General features: G+C 70.9%; 14 protein-coding genes. 6 read left to right on the plus strand and 8 right to left on the minus strand.

All coding sequences use genetic code 11. From position 1 onward, the window contains the following. The first annotated feature begins 44 nt into the window (after positions 1-44). From QU602_RS17850 to QU602_RS17860, 3 genes are all read left to right on the plus strand, one after another. The gene (locus QU602_RS17850; protein WP_308797795.1) at positions 45-809 is read left to right on the plus strand and encodes a FadR/GntR family transcriptional regulator; all 765 of its coding nucleotides are present in this window, start codon (positions 45-47) and stop codon (positions 807-809) included. 80 nt (positions 810-889) lie between these two features. Further along, positions 890-1,918 carry a zinc-dependent alcohol dehydrogenase gene (locus tag QU602_RS17855; RefSeq protein ID WP_308797796.1) on the plus strand — a complete coding sequence of 343 codons (1,029 nt, stop codon included), beginning with the start codon at positions 890-892 and terminating at the stop codon, positions 1,916-1,918. Then, positions 1,915-2,682, plus strand: a complete 768-nt coding sequence (locus QU602_RS17860) for an SDR family oxidoreductase (protein WP_308797797.1) — start codon at positions 1,915-1,917, stop codon at positions 2,680-2,682. Before QU602_RS17855 ends, QU602_RS17860 begins: the two co-directional genes overlap by 4 nt. Positions 2,683-2,912: 230 nt before the next feature. Here the strand turns inward: QU602_RS17860 and QU602_RS17865 are convergent, their stop codons facing one another. Together QU602_RS17865 and QU602_RS17870 are read right to left on the minus strand one after the other, a co-directional pair. After that, complete coding sequence (locus tag QU602_RS17865) at positions 2,913-3,950, minus strand: zinc-binding dehydrogenase (protein ID WP_308797798.1); 1,038 nt, start codon at positions 3,948-3,950, stop codon at positions 2,913-2,915. 51 nt (positions 3,951-4,001) lie between these two features. Next, on the minus strand, positions 4,002-4,487 hold the full coding sequence (locus QU602_RS17870; protein WP_308797799.1) for a MarR family winged helix-turn-helix transcriptional regulator: 486 nt from the start codon (positions 4,485-4,487) through the stop codon (positions 4,002-4,004). Between the two features lie 86 nt (positions 4,488-4,573). Between QU602_RS17870 and QU602_RS17875 the strand changes: the two genes are divergently transcribed. Genes QU602_RS17875 through QU602_RS17885 form a run of 3 tightly spaced genes read left to right on the plus strand, consistent with a single transcriptional unit; the run spans position 4,574 to position 8,045 of the window. Next, positions 4,574-5,779 (plus strand): FAD-dependent monooxygenase, encoded by a 1,206-nt coding sequence (locus QU602_RS17875; RefSeq protein WP_308797800.1) that lies wholly within the window; start codon positions 4,574-4,576, stop codon positions 5,777-5,779. Further along, complete coding sequence (locus QU602_RS17880) at positions 5,776-7,290, plus strand: multicopper oxidase family protein (RefSeq protein WP_308797801.1); 1,515 nt, start codon at positions 5,776-5,778, stop codon at positions 7,288-7,290. Before QU602_RS17875 ends, QU602_RS17880 begins: the two co-directional genes overlap by 4 nt. A 59-nt stretch (positions 7,291-7,349) precedes the next feature. Next, positions 7,350-8,045 (plus strand): GntR family transcriptional regulator, encoded by a 696-nt coding sequence (locus QU602_RS17885; protein WP_308797802.1) that lies wholly within the window; start codon positions 7,350-7,352, stop codon positions 8,043-8,045. 21 nt (positions 8,046-8,066) lie between these two features. On the opposite strand, the gene QU602_RS17890 is transcribed toward QU602_RS17885, so the two are convergent. Genes QU602_RS17890 through QU602_RS17915 form a run of 6 tightly spaced genes read right to left on the minus strand, consistent with a single transcriptional unit; the run spans position 8,067 to position 14,945 of the window. Then, positions 8,067-9,233 (minus strand): NAD(P)/FAD-dependent oxidoreductase, encoded by a 1,167-nt coding sequence (locus QU602_RS17890; RefSeq protein ID WP_308797803.1) that lies wholly within the window; start codon positions 9,231-9,233, stop codon positions 8,067-8,069. Continuing rightward, positions 9,230-10,405, minus strand: coding sequence for a M20 family metallopeptidase (locus QU602_RS17895; RefSeq protein ID WP_308797804.1), 1,176 nt, complete (start codon positions 10,403-10,405; stop codon positions 9,230-9,232). The genes QU602_RS17890 and QU602_RS17895 overlap by 4 nt, the downstream gene beginning before the upstream one ends. Continuing rightward, positions 10,402-11,838 (minus strand): diaminopimelate decarboxylase family protein, encoded by a 1,437-nt coding sequence (locus tag QU602_RS17900; protein WP_308797805.1) that lies wholly within the window; start codon positions 11,836-11,838, stop codon positions 10,402-10,404. Before QU602_RS17900 ends, QU602_RS17895 begins: the two co-directional genes overlap by 4 nt. Next, positions 11,825-13,495, minus strand: a complete 1,671-nt coding sequence (locus QU602_RS17905; protein WP_308797806.1) for a thiamine pyrophosphate-binding protein — start codon at positions 13,493-13,495, stop codon at positions 11,825-11,827. The genes QU602_RS17900 and QU602_RS17905 overlap by 14 nt, the downstream gene beginning before the upstream one ends. Beyond that, a complete protein-coding gene (locus QU602_RS17910; RefSeq protein WP_308797807.1) occupies positions 13,492-14,199 on the minus strand; it encodes a GntR family transcriptional regulator in 708 nt (235 codons plus the stop codon). The genes QU602_RS17905 and QU602_RS17910 overlap by 4 nt, the downstream gene beginning before the upstream one ends. Beyond that, positions 14,196-14,945 (minus strand): SDR family NAD(P)-dependent oxidoreductase, encoded by a 750-nt coding sequence (locus QU602_RS17915; RefSeq protein WP_308797808.1) that lies wholly within the window; start codon positions 14,943-14,945, stop codon positions 14,196-14,198. The genes QU602_RS17910 and QU602_RS17915 overlap by 4 nt, the downstream gene beginning before the upstream one ends. Positions 14,946-14,978: the final 33 nt, after the last annotated feature.

Below are 14,978 nucleotides of genomic sequence, written 5' to 3' on the forward strand. Positions count from 1 at the left end.
CGGCGGCATCGCAGCCGGCCGAGACAGAAAGGGAGCCGACTGGTATGACAACCATGGTCAACGATCTCAGCCAGGACGAGAACGGTCAGATGTCGCAGACCGACGTGGTCGTCTATGGGATCAAGCGGATGATCCTCGATGGCGAACTCGCTCCGGGAGACAAGCTTCCGATCGAGAAGGACCTCGCACCCAAGCTCGGCGTGTCGCGCGGATCCCTTCGCGAGGGCGTGCGCGCCCTGTCGATCATGGGGGTGCTCGAGACCCGCCAGGGCGCCGGGATGTTCGTGACCTCACTGGACGCGTCCCTGCTGCTCGCCCCGATGGGCTTCGTGGTCGACCTGCAAGAGCACTCGGGCGTTCATCACGTCCACTCGGTCCGACGGACGCTCGAGACGGACGCGGCCGCACGCGCAGCACTCCGGGTCACCGACGACGACCTCGCCGTGGCATCCGAGATCCTCGACCGTGCGGAGCGCGCAATCGAGGAGCGCGACCATGAGGCCGTCATCGAAGCGGACATGCAGTTCCACCGAGTGATCGCCGAGGCCGCGGGCAATCCGGTGCTCGCCGCCCTCATCGAGGCACTGTCGAGCCGCACCTTGCGCGGCCGCATGTGGCGGTCGATCCGCGACGAACACGCGGACGCCGCCACGGCGAAGGAGCACCGCGCGATCTTGCGCGCCCTGTCCGAGCACGACCCGCAGGCCGCACAGATCCGGATGTCGAATCACCTGCTCGAGGTGGAGGAGTTCCTGCAGGAACGCCCCCCGGTGGATGCCGATCTCTCGGATTCATCTGATCAAAGCTGAACTGTCTCCCACTCAAGCCGATAGAGTGACTCATCAACCCCTGATTCATCAGCTCTATCGTGTCGCTCGAGGGAGACATCGTGCTTGCCGCCACCTACGCCGGACATCAGACCATCCAGCTCACGCCGGTCACTCCGGAACCACCCACGACCGGTCAGGTTCAGGTGCGCGTCGCCTACGTCGGGCTGTGCGGGACCGATCTGCACATCTTCCACGGCAATATGGACGGCCGCGTCGAACGGCCTCTGATCTTCGGACACGAGATGTCCGGGACCATCGAGGCCGTCGGAGCGGGCGTCGACGATTGGGCGGTCGGCGACCACGTGACCGTGATGCCGTTGGCCTGGGATGGCACGTGCCCGGCCTGCCGAGCAGGCCACACGCATATCTGCCAGCACCTGGACTTCATCGGCATCGACTCACCCGGTGCACTCCAGCCGCTATGGAACGTTCCGGCCACCACACTGGTCCGACTGCCCGAGACGCTCGCCCTGGACCACGCGGCACTGGTCGAGCCGGTCGCGGTTGCGGTGCACGACGTCCGGCGGGCCGGCGTCTCACGTGGCGACCGGGCCGTCGTCATCGGCGGTGGACCGATCGGCGTGCTCATCGCGTCGGTCGCGCGTGCGACGGGCGCCGACGTGCTCGTGATCGAGCCGGACGCCGGTCGGCGCGGGCGCATCGAGGCCCTGGGATTCGCCACGACCGACCCCATCGCCGGCGATCAGGTCGCCGTCGTCGAAGCGTGGACCGGCGGAGCGGGCGCCGATGTGGTGTTCGAGGTGTCCGGAGCCGCGGCCGCGGTGCTCGGCGCCACGTCGCTCGCCAAGGTGCGCGGCACTCTCGTCGTCGTGGCGATCCATCCGACGCCTCGAGAGATCGACCTGCAGCGTGTGTTCTGGCGCGAGCTCAGCATTCTCGGCGCGCGCGTGTACGAACGCACCGACTTCGATGAGGCCGTGCGGCTGCTTGCGTCGGGCGAGATTCCGGTCGACGCGATGATCACCGACGTCGTGCCGCTCGACGGTGTCGCCGACGCCTTCGCGGAACTCGAGGCCGGGCGCGCCATGAAGGTGCTCGTGAACGTGCAGAGCGGAGCCGCGCGATGAGCCGGCCCGCCGACCTCGGCATGTTCGATCTCACCGGCAAGACCGCGGTGGTCACCGGTGCCAGTCGCGGAATCGGCGCAGGCATCGCCGAAGCCCTCGCCACAGCCGGCGCCGACATCATCGGCGTCAGCGCCAACATCGCGGCCAGCACCATCGGCGAGACGGTTCGCGCGCGCGGACGCCGCTTCCAGGGGATCCAGGCCGACTTCGGGGACCGCGGTCAGGTCTTGGAGGTCGGCGCCGCGATCGCCGATCTCTCGCCCGACATCCTGGTCAACAACGCCGGAACCATCGAGCGGGCACCGGCGGCGGAGCATCCGCTCGACGCGTGGGACCGGGTGCTCGCCGTGAACCTCTCGAGCCAGTTCGCACTCACGCAGCTGATCGCCGGACCGATGCTCGAGCGCGGGGCCGGCAAGGTGATCTTCACCGCGAGCCTGCTGAGCTTCCAGGGCGGCATCAACGTCCCTGGCTACACCGCGGCGAAGTCCGGCGTCGCCGGCCTGACGAAGGCACTGTCCAACGAGTGGGCGCCGCGCGGGGTGAACGTCAACGCGATCGCGCCCGGGTACATCGCGACGGACAACACCCGCGCACTTCGCGAGGACGCCGATCGGTCCGAGGCGATCCTGGCGCGGATCCCGGCCGGGCGCTGGGGGCGCGCGGACGACCTGGCGGGCGCTGCGGTGTTCCTCGCGTCCACGGCGTCCGACTATGTGGATGGAGCGATCCTCCCGGTCGACGGCGGATGGCTCGGCCGATGACCGCCCCGATGTGGCCCGGCGACTCGAAGCACTGATCGACGATCTCGGTCGCGCTGGATCCCTCGGGGTTCCACACCTCCAGCTTCGATCTGTCGAGCCACCCGGGCTGGGACGGTCGGCTGTATCAGCTGCGGTTCGACGCCACGCAAGGGGCGACCGCGGGCGAGGTCGACCTGGAGTCCTCAGGCTCATCCCCGCTTCCTGATCGATGGATGCTCCGTGCCTGACGGTCAGGGTGTGACGAGCACCTTGAGGGCCTCGCGGGCGTCCATCGCGGCGTAGCCGGCCGGCACATCGTCGATCGTGACGGTGCGGTCGAACACCTTGCCGGGGTCGATCTCGCCGTTCAGCACCTGCTGGATGGCGGGCTCGAGATACGCGCGCACGGGAGCCGGACCACCGGTGAGGGTGATGTTCCTGCCGAACAACGACGCGAAGCCGACCGGCGCGTCGGCGTACTGCGGCACGCCGACGCGTGAGATCACTCCCCCGGGGCGGACGACCCCGTAGGACTGCTCGTAGGCGGGCATGTGCCCGACGGCTTCGAGCACGACGTGCGTGCCCTCGCCGCCCGTGAGCTCGAGCACCCTGGCGATGCCCTCCTCGCCGCGTTCGGCGACGACGGAGGTCGCACCCCATTCGACCCCGAGGTCGGTGCGGGACGTGTGCCGGCCCATGAGGATGATCTGCTCGGCGCCGAGCCGCTTGGCGGCGAGTACCGCCGAGAGCCCGACGGCGCCGTCGCCGATCACCGTGACGGTCTTGCCCGGTTCGACGCGGCCCATGTGTGCCGCATGGTAGCCGGTGAGGTAGACGTCCGAGAGCGTGAGCAGGCTCGGCAGGAGCTCGGTGTCGCGCTCGGTCACGCCGGGCACGGCGACGAGGGTGCCGTCGGCTTGCGGCACGCGGGCAAGCTGGGCTTGCAGGCCGCTGACGCCCGGACCGAAGAACCCGCCGTGCTTGCACGCGGTGTGGAAGCCGTCGCGGCAGAACGAGCATGTGTTATCGCTGAATGCGAAGGGCACGACCACGAGGTCGCCCCGCTTCACGGTGCGCACGTCGGCCCCGGTGTCTTCGACCACGCCGACGAGCTCGTGACCCATCGCGGCGTGCCGGCCGGCCGGGAGCGAGTGGTACGGGTGCAGGTCGGAGCCGCAGATGCACGACACGACCGTGCGCACGATCGCGTCGGTGGGCTCGATGATGACGGGATCGGGTGCGGTCTCGACGCGGACGTCGCCTGCGCCGTGCATGAACGTTGCCTTCATGTCATCGAGGCTACGTCGCCCGCGCGTCGGACCGCGCGTCAGCCCGCGCCGTCAGCCCGCGCCGTCGGCCAGGGTCCGCGCCTCGGCGGCCTGGATGTCGGCGGCGCGCTGCTGATACTCCGCGATCACGGCCAGCTGCTCGGTCGAGTAGTCGGCCTGCAGTTCGCCGAGCCGGGTCATCATGCCCGTGAAGAGATCGCCGATCCGTGCCACACCCTCCTCGGTGGCGACGATCGCCACCTTGCGCCCGTCGGTGGGGTGCGCTTCGCGCGTGACGAAGCCCTTCGTCTCCAGGCGGTCGAGCAGGTCGCTGATGGAGTTCTTGGCGAGGCCGGTCTCCTCGGCGAGCTCGCTCACGGTGGGGTGCCCGAGACGGCGGACGAGCTCGAGCACCTTCTCTTCGCTCGGGCCGAGGCCGACGCGCTTCGCGAGATTGGCGTGGAACAGGATCATCGCCGTGCTCTGGCGCCGGCCGGCGTCGGCCAACGCCTCGAGCACCTCGGCTCGCGCTGCGTCGCCCTTCGTGGTCCGGCTCACCCCACCATGCTCCCATCTGCCGTGCACCGCGCTCGACCATGCTACATTTAGTTCGTTCGCACGATCGATCTATTTGGAGGCGCAGGGTGTCACACGGCAAGGTACTCATCGTCGGCGGCGGCATCGGGGGCTCGACCCTCGCCTACGCCCTGACCCGGCTCGGCATGCGCCCGATCGTCGCCGAGGCGCGATCCGCGCTCGAAGACACGGGCGGCGCATTCCTCACCCTCGCGCCGAACGGCGTGAACGCGCTCGGCGATCTCGGGCTCGGCGACGTGCCGGCCGCAGCCGGGGGCTTTCCGGTTTCCGGCCTGGATTTCTTCAACGCCCGGGGGCGGCGGATCGCGGAGGTCCCCGGCGAACACGACGAGCAGGAGTACGGTGCCCGGGGCGTCGTGTTGCGTCGCGCCCGCCTGCACGACACGCTCGCCGAGCGAGCCAGAGCCGCCGGCGCCGAGTACATCCACGAGGCCAAGCTGATCGACCTGCGGCCGTCGGCGCTCGGACGGCGAGCCGTGTTCGCCGACGGTCGCACCATCGATGCGGACGTGGTGATCGGCGCGGACGGCATCTGGTCGACGGTGCGCCGGCTGACCTGGCCGGATGCCCCGAGCCCTCGATACACGGGCATCGTCGACTGCGGCGGCTGGGCCCAGGTCGACCTCCCCGACACCGCGCGCCAGCAGATGTTCTTCGGCCGCCGCGCATTCTTCGGCTACGTCGTCAAGGGCGGCACCGCGTACTGGTTCACCAATGTCGCCCGCGCCGACGAGCCCGCCCGCGACGAGCTCGACCACCTCGATCGGAACGCATGGATGACCCGCATCCGCGCCCTGCACGCCGACGATCCGGCGCCCGTGCGCACCGTCCTCGACACGGCCGACGCCGCACTCGGCGCCTGGGCGGTCTATGACATGCCCGCCCTCGACAGCTGGCACACCGACCACGTGTGCCTCGTCGGGGACGCTGCGCACGCGGTGAGTCCGTCGAGCGGCCAGGGCGCGAGCCTCGCGATCGAGGACGCGGTCGTGCTCGCCGACCACCTCCGAGACGCCCCCGACGCCACGACCGCGTTCCGCGCCTACTCCCGGGACCGCAAGGATCGCGCGGAGCGCATCGTGCGGTTCGGCCGGCAGATCGGCGCCCGCAAAGCGTCTTCGGCGGCCGGGAGCATCTTCCGGGACGCGACGCTCGGACTCTTCCTCCGGATGGGCGCCCGCGCGACGAAGGACCAGTACGCCTACCGCGCACCGCGCCGCGCGGGCCGGATCGACCGCATGGATCACGCGTGACGCCGCGCCGCGGCGAGCTCACCCGACGCGGATTCCTCGCCGGTGCGACCGGAGCGGCGGCGGTGCTGGCCCTCGCGGGGTGCGGGCCGTTCGGGTTCCGCGCACCGGTGAACACCGTCGGTCGCGTCGACTTCCGGAACCCGCTCCACATCCCACCGCTCGCCGAGTCGGTGCAGGACGGCGGGGCGCGCGTGTTCGACCTGGTCGCGCAGGCCGGGCGATCCGCCATCGTGCCGAGCGGCACCGCGGAGACCTGGGGCATCAACGGTCCGCTGCTCGGGCCCACCCTCCGCGCGCACCGCGGCGAACAGGTCCGCATCCGATTCCGCAACGACCTCCCGGTGCCGACGACGCTGCACTGGCACGGCATGCACCTCCCGGCCGTGGCCGACGGCGGACCGCACCAGATGGTCGCCCCGGGCGAGACCTGGGAGCCCGGATGGAAGGTCGCGCAGCCGGCGGCGTCGCTCTGGTACCACCCGCATCCGCACGGTGAGACCGAGATCCACGTCTACCGGGGTATGGCCGGCCTGTTCATCCTCGACGATGACGACGAAGCAGCGCTTCCGCTCCCGCGCACGTACGGGGTCGACGACATCCCGCTCATCGTCCAGGACAAGACCTTCGACGCGAGCGGCGGGCTCATCGAGACCGGCCGGGGCAACATCGGCATGCTCGGCGACACGATCCTCGTCAACGGGACGCTCGCACCCGTCCTCGACCTCACCGCCGAACGGACCAGGCTCCGGATCCTCAACGGGTCGACGGCACGCAGCTACGCGTTCGGCTTCTCCGACGACCGCGGCTTCCACCTCATCGCCACCGACGGCGGCCTCCTTCGCGAACCGGTCCCGGTGCGCCGCGTCACGCTCACCCCCGGCGAACGCGCCGAGATCGTCCTCGCGGCGACCGGCGGGGAATCCATCACGCTCCGCTCGTTCCCGCAGGATCTCGGTCTCTCAGGCGGTGCCGCCGACATGGCCGGCGCGAACGACGAGCTCGACCTCCTCCTGCTGCGGGCTGCGGCGACCCTGACCCCCTCGGCACAGCTCCCGGCGCACCTCGCCGAGATCGCCCCGCTGACCCCGCCGCACGAGCTGGACTGGCGGAAGTTCGACCTCCGCGGCGTGCAGATCAACGGCAAGACCATGGACATGGCGCGCATCGACACGGTCGTCGAGCTCGACACGACCGAGGTCTGGGAGGTGCGGAACAGCGACGGCCAGCCGCACAACTTCCACGTGCACGACGTCCAGTTCCAGATCCTCGACCTCGACGACGCAGCTCCCCCACCCGAGCTCTCCGGCTGGAAGGACACGGTCTACCTGCCCCCGGGCCGGCGCGTGCGCCTCATCATGCGATTCACCGACTACGCCGACCCCGCCGTGCCGTACATGTACCACTGCCACCTGCTCTGGCACGAGGATCTCGGCATGATGGGTCAGTTCGTCGTCGTCGAGCCGGGGCAGGCGCCGGTCGCTCCCGGCCCGGAGACCGGCCACGCCCACTGAACCGCCGGCGCCCGCGACTGTGACAGTGTGTATACCCTTGCCGTGGAGGAAGGCGAATCTTGAGTGCGTCCACACCGATCATCACTGCGCCGCCTCAGCGACCGGGTGACTCGTCGTCGTCGTACGCCGCGAGCGCGATCCGCGCAGCGATCCTCGACGGGGTGCTCGAACCCGGGTCGGTGATCCCTCAGGGCGCATTGGCGGAGCAGCTCGGCATGAGCCGCATCCCGGTCCGTGACGCGCTGCGCCAGCTCGAGACGGAAGGCCTCGTGAGCATCCCGGCGAACAAGGCCGCCAGGGTGTCGCGCCTCGACCTCGACGAGTTCGTGGAGATCTACGACCTCCGTGAGATGGTCGAGCCCTACGCGGTCGCGCAGAGCGCGGCTCGGCTCACGCGTCAGGAACTCGAGCGCGTCGCGACGCTCGCCGCCATGTTCGATGCCAGCACGCATTCCACCGACGAACTGCTGCGAGTCGACCGGGAGTTCCACATGCTCACCATGTCGGCCGCTCCGGGTCAGCGTGTGCGTCGGCTGATCGACGAGCTCCAGAACGCCTCACAGCGCTTCCGGCGCGCCTACCACCTGATGGCGCGTGACGACGCGCTCGGCCCGGTCAGCCACGACCATCACGCGCTCGTGAGCGCGCTGACCGCTCGCGACGCCGACGCGTCACGGGAGATCGCGCTGCGGCACATCCGGCGGACGCGAGGTCTGCTCGAGCCGATCCTGCACCAGGAGCTCGGGCACCCCTGATCCGCCGCCGCGGGCGCCCCCTCACCTGCGGAAGAGCGACGGCACCGAGTGCGCGAGGATCTCCGGCTCGGTCAACCCCTCCGGCGGATGGATCACCTGCGTGTTGATCCGCGTCTTGATCGTCTTCGCGGCCTCACCCGTGTGCGCCACCTCGCGATCCCAGCCGCGGGTGAACACTGCGCCGCTGTCCCCGAGGTCGAGGCAGGTCACGTACGTGGGCTGCCCGTATCGCAGCAGGGGCCGTCCGAGCAGGGATCGCGCCGCGTTCTCGCCGGCGAATCGTCCGAGCTGCAACGCGTGCTGGCATGACTGCATCACCAGGTGGTCGTCGATGCCGTACGCGTGCGCGGCGTCGCCGGCGACGAACAGGCCGGGCACGCCGATCGCCTCGAGATGCTGGTCGACCGGGATCCGCCCCAGATCGTCGCGATCGACGGGCAGCACCGAGGTGAAGCCGGCCGCTCGGGTTCCCGTGGCCAGCACGGTCAGATCGGAGCGCAGCTCGAGGTCGGCGCCCAGCTGCACCGAGGACTCGTCGATGCGGGTGACCCGAAGACCGAGCCGCACCTCCACCCCGGCGGCAGCGAGCGCATCTGCGATCACCGGACGCGGACGCTCGCCGAGACCCGCCCCGACCTCGCGACCAGGGTCGATCATCGTGACCCGCAGGTCGCGGGATGCGCCCGCGCGGATCGCGTCGACCCGCTCGCGCAGCTCGAGTGCCAGCTCGATGCCGGTGAAGCCGCCGCCGACGACGGTCACCGACGTCTCGCCGCCGCGGTGCACGGCCCGGCGCAGTGCGGCGTCGAACTCGACCGCCTCGGCGAGCGAGTCGATCGAGTACGCGTGCTCGACGCCGGCGATCGCCGGTGTCGCCATGACGCTGCCCGTTGCGACGACGAGGCGCTGGAACGCCAACGGGCCGACGGATGTCTCGACGATGCGCCGTTCGAGATCGGCTCCGGAGGCCTCTGCAGGCACGAACCGCACCCCGACCTCGTCGAGGATCGGGCGGAGGTCGACCCGCAGACGCTCCGGGTTGCTCTGGTAGAGCCGCGGCCGCAGCTCCAGGAACGGCGAACGCGACACGAGCGCGACGGACATGCGGCGGCCGCCGACCCTTCGCGCCGAGACCGCGGACCAGAACCCGCCGAACCCTCCTCCGATGATGACGATGTCTGCGGTCATGAGCGCGGTTCCTTTCCGATCGAGGCGATGGCAGTGGCGAGGATCTCCGACGCCCGCTCGACCTCGGAGATCAGGATGCGCTCGTCCGGCCCGTGGGCGAGCTCGAGCTCACCCGGGCCGAACAGCACCGTGTCGACCCCGCTGACGCCGTAGTAGCCGGCATCCGATCCGGCGGTGAGCACGAGCGTGGGCAAGTCCTGGAAGGCGGCGACGAGCGGCGACGCGGGCGACGTCCACCAGCCGCTGAGCGCATGCAGCACGCGCACGTCCGAAGCGACCGGCGAGCCGTGCTCGCGGTCGACGCGAGCGACGAGCTCGACGAGCGCAGCACGTTCGGCATCGATGTCGGCGTCGATCGAGAGCCCGATCCGGCCCGACATCCTCGCAAGCGCCGGCACCGCCATCGGATAGTCGCCGGCCTGCACGGCGCCGACGACGAACGGGAGCGGGTCGGGCACGGCGGCGAACCCTTCGACCGCGAACGCGGCACGTCGTGCCTCCTCGCGCTCCGACAGCGCGCCGCGGATCGCGAGCAGGTGCGCGAGGGCGTCGCGACCTTCCCACGGCTTCGAGGAGTGCGCGGTGACTCCGTGCGCCGTGATCTCGAACGCGAGCACCCCGGTGCTCGCGGTCACGAGCTCGTTGCCGCTCGGCTCGAGGACGATCGCCATCGCCGGCCGTTCGCCCGACCGGAGGGCGGTGCGGGTGCCGACGCCGTCCCCCTCTTCACCGACGACGAGGTGCAGTTCGAGATCGACCGCCAGCTCCGCCGACGACCGGGTGAGCACGTCTGCCGCGAGCAGCGCCGACACGATGGGACCTTTCGTGTCGACGGCGCCGCGCCCGTGGACGTATCCGTGCTCGACCCGGCCGTCGAACGGCTCCCCGCTCCACGCGTCGGCATCGCCGACCGGCACCACGTCGAGGTGCCCGTTGATCACGAGAAGCGGCCGGCCCGCGCGTGCGAACGGTCGCGCGAGCAGATTCCACCGCGCTCGGGCACCGGGCTCGTCTGGCACCGGCTGGGTCTCGGTGTGCCAGCCGCGCGCCTCGCACCAGGCCCGCAGGTACGACGCGTACCCGGCCTCGTCACCGCTGATGCTGGAGCAGCGGATCGATGCCGAGAGCAGGTCGGCGATCTCGGCCGTGCGGGTGCCACCGGCGGCGATCATCGCGACGCCTCCTCGACCTCGCGCGCGAGGATGTCGGCGAGCTCCTCGCGCCGGCGCACGAGCCAGGCCTGATCGCCGTCGACCATGACGACCGCGGGCCTGGGGAACCCGTTGAACTGCGTCGAGGTCGTCTCGGCGTACGCGCCCTGGTTGAGGAGGGCGAGCAGGTCGCCGGGTTCGACGTCGGGCAGCGAGATGTCCTCGGCGATGGAGTCGTAGGCGCAGGTCGGTCCGACGATCTCGACGGGCGTCGAATGCGGCGTGGTCCCATCGGGCTTGCCGACGGCCACGACGGGGTAGCCGACGCGCGACGAGCCGCGCGTGGTGAACATCGTCATGGCCGAGTCGACGGTGACGAAGCGCCGCTTGGTCGGAAAGACGGACTCCTTGACGTCCTGCACGGTGGTGAGCAATACCCCCGCGTTGGCGACGTGGAAGCCGCCCGTCTCGTACTGGATGATCGGCCGCGGACCCTCCGTCCAGCCGTCATCGAGCCCGGCGGCGAGCGCGGCGGCGTAGGCCTCCGGGGTCGGCAGGGGGTGCAGTGCGACGTCGTGGCCGTCCCCGGGTGTGGAGATGACGACGTGCTCCCCTGAGCGAAGTCCGCCACCCACGTCCAGACGCTCGACGGGGTCGCCGCGCTGCGCGAGCAGCCCGGCGAACTCGGCCATCTCCCGGACGCACTCGCGCACGTGCACGAGCTGGTGGTCGGGGGTGTAGTTCGCGCGGTACCCCGGGAAGCCCGCGTGGTGCGACAGACCGCGGAACTCGAGCCACGGACTCGCCTGGATCGCGTCGATGATCGCGATCGCCTCGCCGTTCGCGATGCTCGACCCGAACTTCGCCTCGGCCACGCGCAGCGTGCGCTCGTACGACGGATCGTGTTCGAGCAGCCGGCTGTAGGTCAGCTTGACCCGGACGACGCAGCTCACCCGGCGGCCGGCGCGTTCCGCGAGCTCGTCGAGCCGGTGCACCTCGGCCAGCGAGTCGACGTTGATCTGCCGCACGCCGGCGTCGACGGCGAGCGCGAGATACCCCGCCGACTTGCCGTTGCCGTTGAGGATCACGCGGTTCCCGGCGATCCCCGCCCGCAGGACCATCCGGAGCTCCCACTCCGACGAGCAGTCGAACAGGACGCCCTCGGCCGCGACCGTCCGCAGCACGCTCAGGTTGTTGTTGGCCTTCATCGAGTACGCGATCTCGACCGCGCCGAGGTGCGCGGCCGTGGCGTCGCGTAGCGTCTGCAGATTCGAGCGGATCTGCGTGCGCGAGACGACCCACGTGGGCGATCCGAACTGCTCGGCGATCCGGGCCGCCGACACGCCCTCGATGTGGGTCACGCCGTCGGGGCCCAGGGGGATGCTCGCCGGCACGACGTCCCGCAGGGCGGGCACCGCGGGATGCGCGAGGGGGATGACACTACTTTCCGACATGGCGTTCCTTTCTGAATGGCGGCAGCTCGCTGCCGGTCGTGACGATGTCGACGACGGACAGACCGGGTGCGCGCGACGCGCGCAGCGCCGGCAGCACGGCCTCGAGCGAATCGACCCGGTGGCCCTGCGCGCCCACCGCGCGGGCGAGCTCGTCGTGACGGACGTCGGCGAAGCCGAGCAGTCGCGCTTCGGTGCCGTTGAGCTCGTGCCACAGTCGCTGGTACGCGAACTCGGAGTTGTTCAGGATGACGCAGGTGATGTCGGCGCCGACGCGCACGGCGGTCTCGAGCTCGGCCCAGCCGAAGCCGAACCCGCCGTCGCCGCAGACGACGAAGACCCGTCGGCCGCGGAACGCGCGTGCCGCCCCGATCGCCGCCGGGAATCCGAACCCCAGGGTGCCCGCCCCGCGCCCGGCCGTCGTGCGCTCGAAATGCACGCCCTGCTGCAGGTAGCTGAGCGCCCAGATGCTGCTGTAGGCGGCGTCGCACACCAGGATGTCTCGCGGGGTCATCACCTCGCGCAACGCGCCGAACACCTGCGCCGGCGAGATCGCGCCGTCATGCCGCTCGTGCATGCGCTCGTCCTGGGCCGCGCGGACGGCGCGCCAGAGCTCGGCGATCTGCGCGATCCGGTCGTCCGCATCGCGCCGCTCCGCACCGGTGCGGGACGCGAGGTCGCGCAGCGCGTCGTGCAGGTCGCCGACCATGGCGACGTCGGAGCGTCGGTCGACCGCGAGCGCCGCGGCGTCCACGTCCAGACGGATCAGCGTCGTGGCCGACGGCAGCAGCCGGCCGCCGTCGGTCGTGGCCGGATCCAGCCCGGTGCCGAGCGCGAACACGACGTCGGCATCGCGGAGGATGCGGTTGGCCACGGCCCCGCTGCCGTCCTCGCGATCGCTCATGAACCCGCAGACGCCCGCGAACAGCGGGTGCGTCTCGGGGAACGCGCCGCGCGCGAGCGCGGTGACGCAGACGGCGGCGCCGAACCGTTCGGCCGCGCGCACGGTGAGCTCCGGGTCGCTGTGCACCGCCGCGGATCCGAGGAGGAGCACGGGCCGTCGCGCGTGCCGCAGCATGTCGACGACGGACTCAGGCAAGGGCGCCCCGCGGTGTGTGGTTCTCGGCGGGACGGGCGTGCTCGCCGCAGCCGGCTGCGGCGCAGCGAGCACATCGTTCGGGAGGTCGATCAGGACCGGGCCCATGCGGCCGGCCGTGGCGAGCGCGATGCCGCGCTCGATCGTCTGCTCGATGCGATCGGGGCGTTCGACGCGGGTCGCCCATGTGACGAGGTCGCGCGCCACACCCACCTGGTCCAGCTCCTGGAAGGCACCGAGACCCTTCGTCGTCGTCTCGGTTCCGCTCACCAGCGCGATCACCGGCGAGCTCGCCTCGCGGGCCTCGTACAGCGCGGTCAGCAGGTTGAGGAACCCCGGACCATGGATGCCGGTGGCCACGGTCGGTCGCCCGGTCAACCGCGCGACCGCGTCCGCGGCGAATCCGGCCGACCGCTCGTCGCGCGTGACGGTGACCGTGAACGTGTCGTGGTCCAACGCGGAGAAGACCCACTCCGGCGAATCCTGCCCGAAGATGTGGGTGATGCCGTGGCGGGAGAGCACATCGGCGACCAGATGGCCGCCGTGGCGAGGTGCGGGATTCACGGAATGGTCTCCTGATGATCGGTGAGCAAGGGTTCGAGCAGTGCGCGGGTCCGTTGCAGGTGGGTGAGGGCGATGGCGCCGGCGCGTGATCCGTCCCGGCTGCGGAGCGCGTCGACGAGGCCGTGGTGCTCGGCGCTGATCGGCCCGCGGGCGTGTTCACGCGCGAGCATGTTGTACGCGCGGCGGAAGTGCTGCGACGCGTTCTGCAGCTCCGAGATCATGCGCTGGACGCGAAGTCCCGGCGCCGCGGACATCGTCAGCATGTGGAACTCGCGGTCGATCCGGAGCACCTCCTCGGGGGAGTCCGCTCGCGCGTCGAACATGTTCGCGAGCGTCTCGAGCCGGTCGAGCTGCGCATCCGTCAGCAGGGTCGTGCTCTTGCGGACCGCATAGGGCTCGACCATCTCGCGGAGGTCGTAGACCTCGACGAACTCGGCGACGTCGAGTTTCGCCACGCGAGCGGTGCGGTTGGTCGGGATCGACACGAGCCCCTCCGACTCCAGCTGGCGCAACGCGTCGCGCACCGGGATCCGGCTCATGCCGAGCTGCTCAGCGATGGTGGTCTGCGGAACGACGGCGCCCGGCTCGAAGGCCCCGGTGAGGATCGCGTCACGGATGACCCGGGCGGCGAACGCCGACGACGACTCGCCGTCGCCCTGCCCGTGCGCGTCGAGGACCGGCAGCTCGAAGGACAGCCGTCTCATGCGGTGAGCCCCCCGTCCACCGCGATGACCGCACCCGTCACATAGTCCGAGAGCGGGGTGACGAGGAACTCGAGCACGCCCGCGCAGTCCTCCGGGGTGCCGAGCCGCTGCTGCGGGATCTCGGCGACGACCCGGCTCATGCCCATGGCCTGCATCTTCGGCAGCAGCCGCTCGGTGCCGATCGCGCCGGGGATGAGCACGTTCGCGGTGACCCCGGACGCGGCCACCTCGCGCGCGAGCGCCTTCGTGTACACGATGACGCCCGCCTTGGCACTGGCGTAGTGCGCGTACCCGCCGTCGGGGCGTACCTTGACCGCGGCCGTCGACGAGACCGTGACGACCTTGCCGCGGCGGCGATCCACCATCTGCGGAACGACGGCCCGGCACACCGTCGCCATGGTCGCCACGTTGACCTCGAACGCGAGACGGAGGGCATCCATGTCGACGGCGAGCGGGCTGTTCTGCCACATCTCGCCGACACCCCCGCCGGCGTTGCAGACGAGCGTGTCGATCGGGCCGCGCGTCGCCAGGATCTCGTCGACGACGACCGCGGTCGCAGCAGCGTCGGCGAGATCGACCGCGTACTCGTGGAAGCCGCCCCTTCCGGCGACGGCCTCGGTCGCGGCATCCCCGGCGGGCCTGAGGTCGAGCGCGCACACCGTGGCGCCGAGCTCGCGCAGCCGCTCCGCGTAGGCTCGGCCGATTCCGCGTGAACCACCGGTGACCACCGCGACCGTCCCGGTCAACGGCCGCCATCCTGGTCGTGACTCCGTCATCTC

It is taken from the genome of Agromyces protaetiae (assembly GCF_030866785.1).
Classification (GTDB): Bacteria; Actinomycetota; Actinomycetes; order Actinomycetales; family Microbacteriaceae; genus Agromyces; species Agromyces silvae.

Bases quoted from the DNA above. Each gene is read 5' to 3' on its own strand.
- QU602_RS17850 (WP_308797795.1), top strand. From the start codon at position 45: ATGACAACCATGGTCAACGATCTCAGCCAGGACGAGAACGGTCAGATG.
- QU602_RS17860 (WP_308797797.1), top strand. From the start codon at position 1,915: ATGAGCCGGCCCGCCGACCTCGGCATGTTCGATCTCACCGGCAAGACC.
- QU602_RS17865 (WP_308797798.1), bottom strand. From the start codon at position 3,950: ATGAAGGCAACGTTCATGCACGGCGCAGGCGACGTCCGCGTCGAGACC.
- QU602_RS17890 (WP_308797803.1), bottom strand. From the start codon at position 9,233: ATGACCGCAGACATCGTCATCATCGGAGGAGGGTTCGGCGGGTTCTGG.
- QU602_RS17895 (WP_308797804.1), bottom strand. From the start codon at position 10,405: ATGATCGCCGCCGGTGGCACCCGCACGGCCGAGATCGCCGACCTGCTC.
- QU602_RS17900 (WP_308797805.1), bottom strand. From the start codon at position 11,838: ATGTCGGAAAGTAGTGTCATCCCCCTCGCGCATCCCGCGGTGCCCGCC.
- QU602_RS17910 (WP_308797807.1), bottom strand. From the start codon at position 14,199: ATGAGACGGCTGTCCTTCGAGCTGCCGGTCCTCGACGCGCACGGGCAG.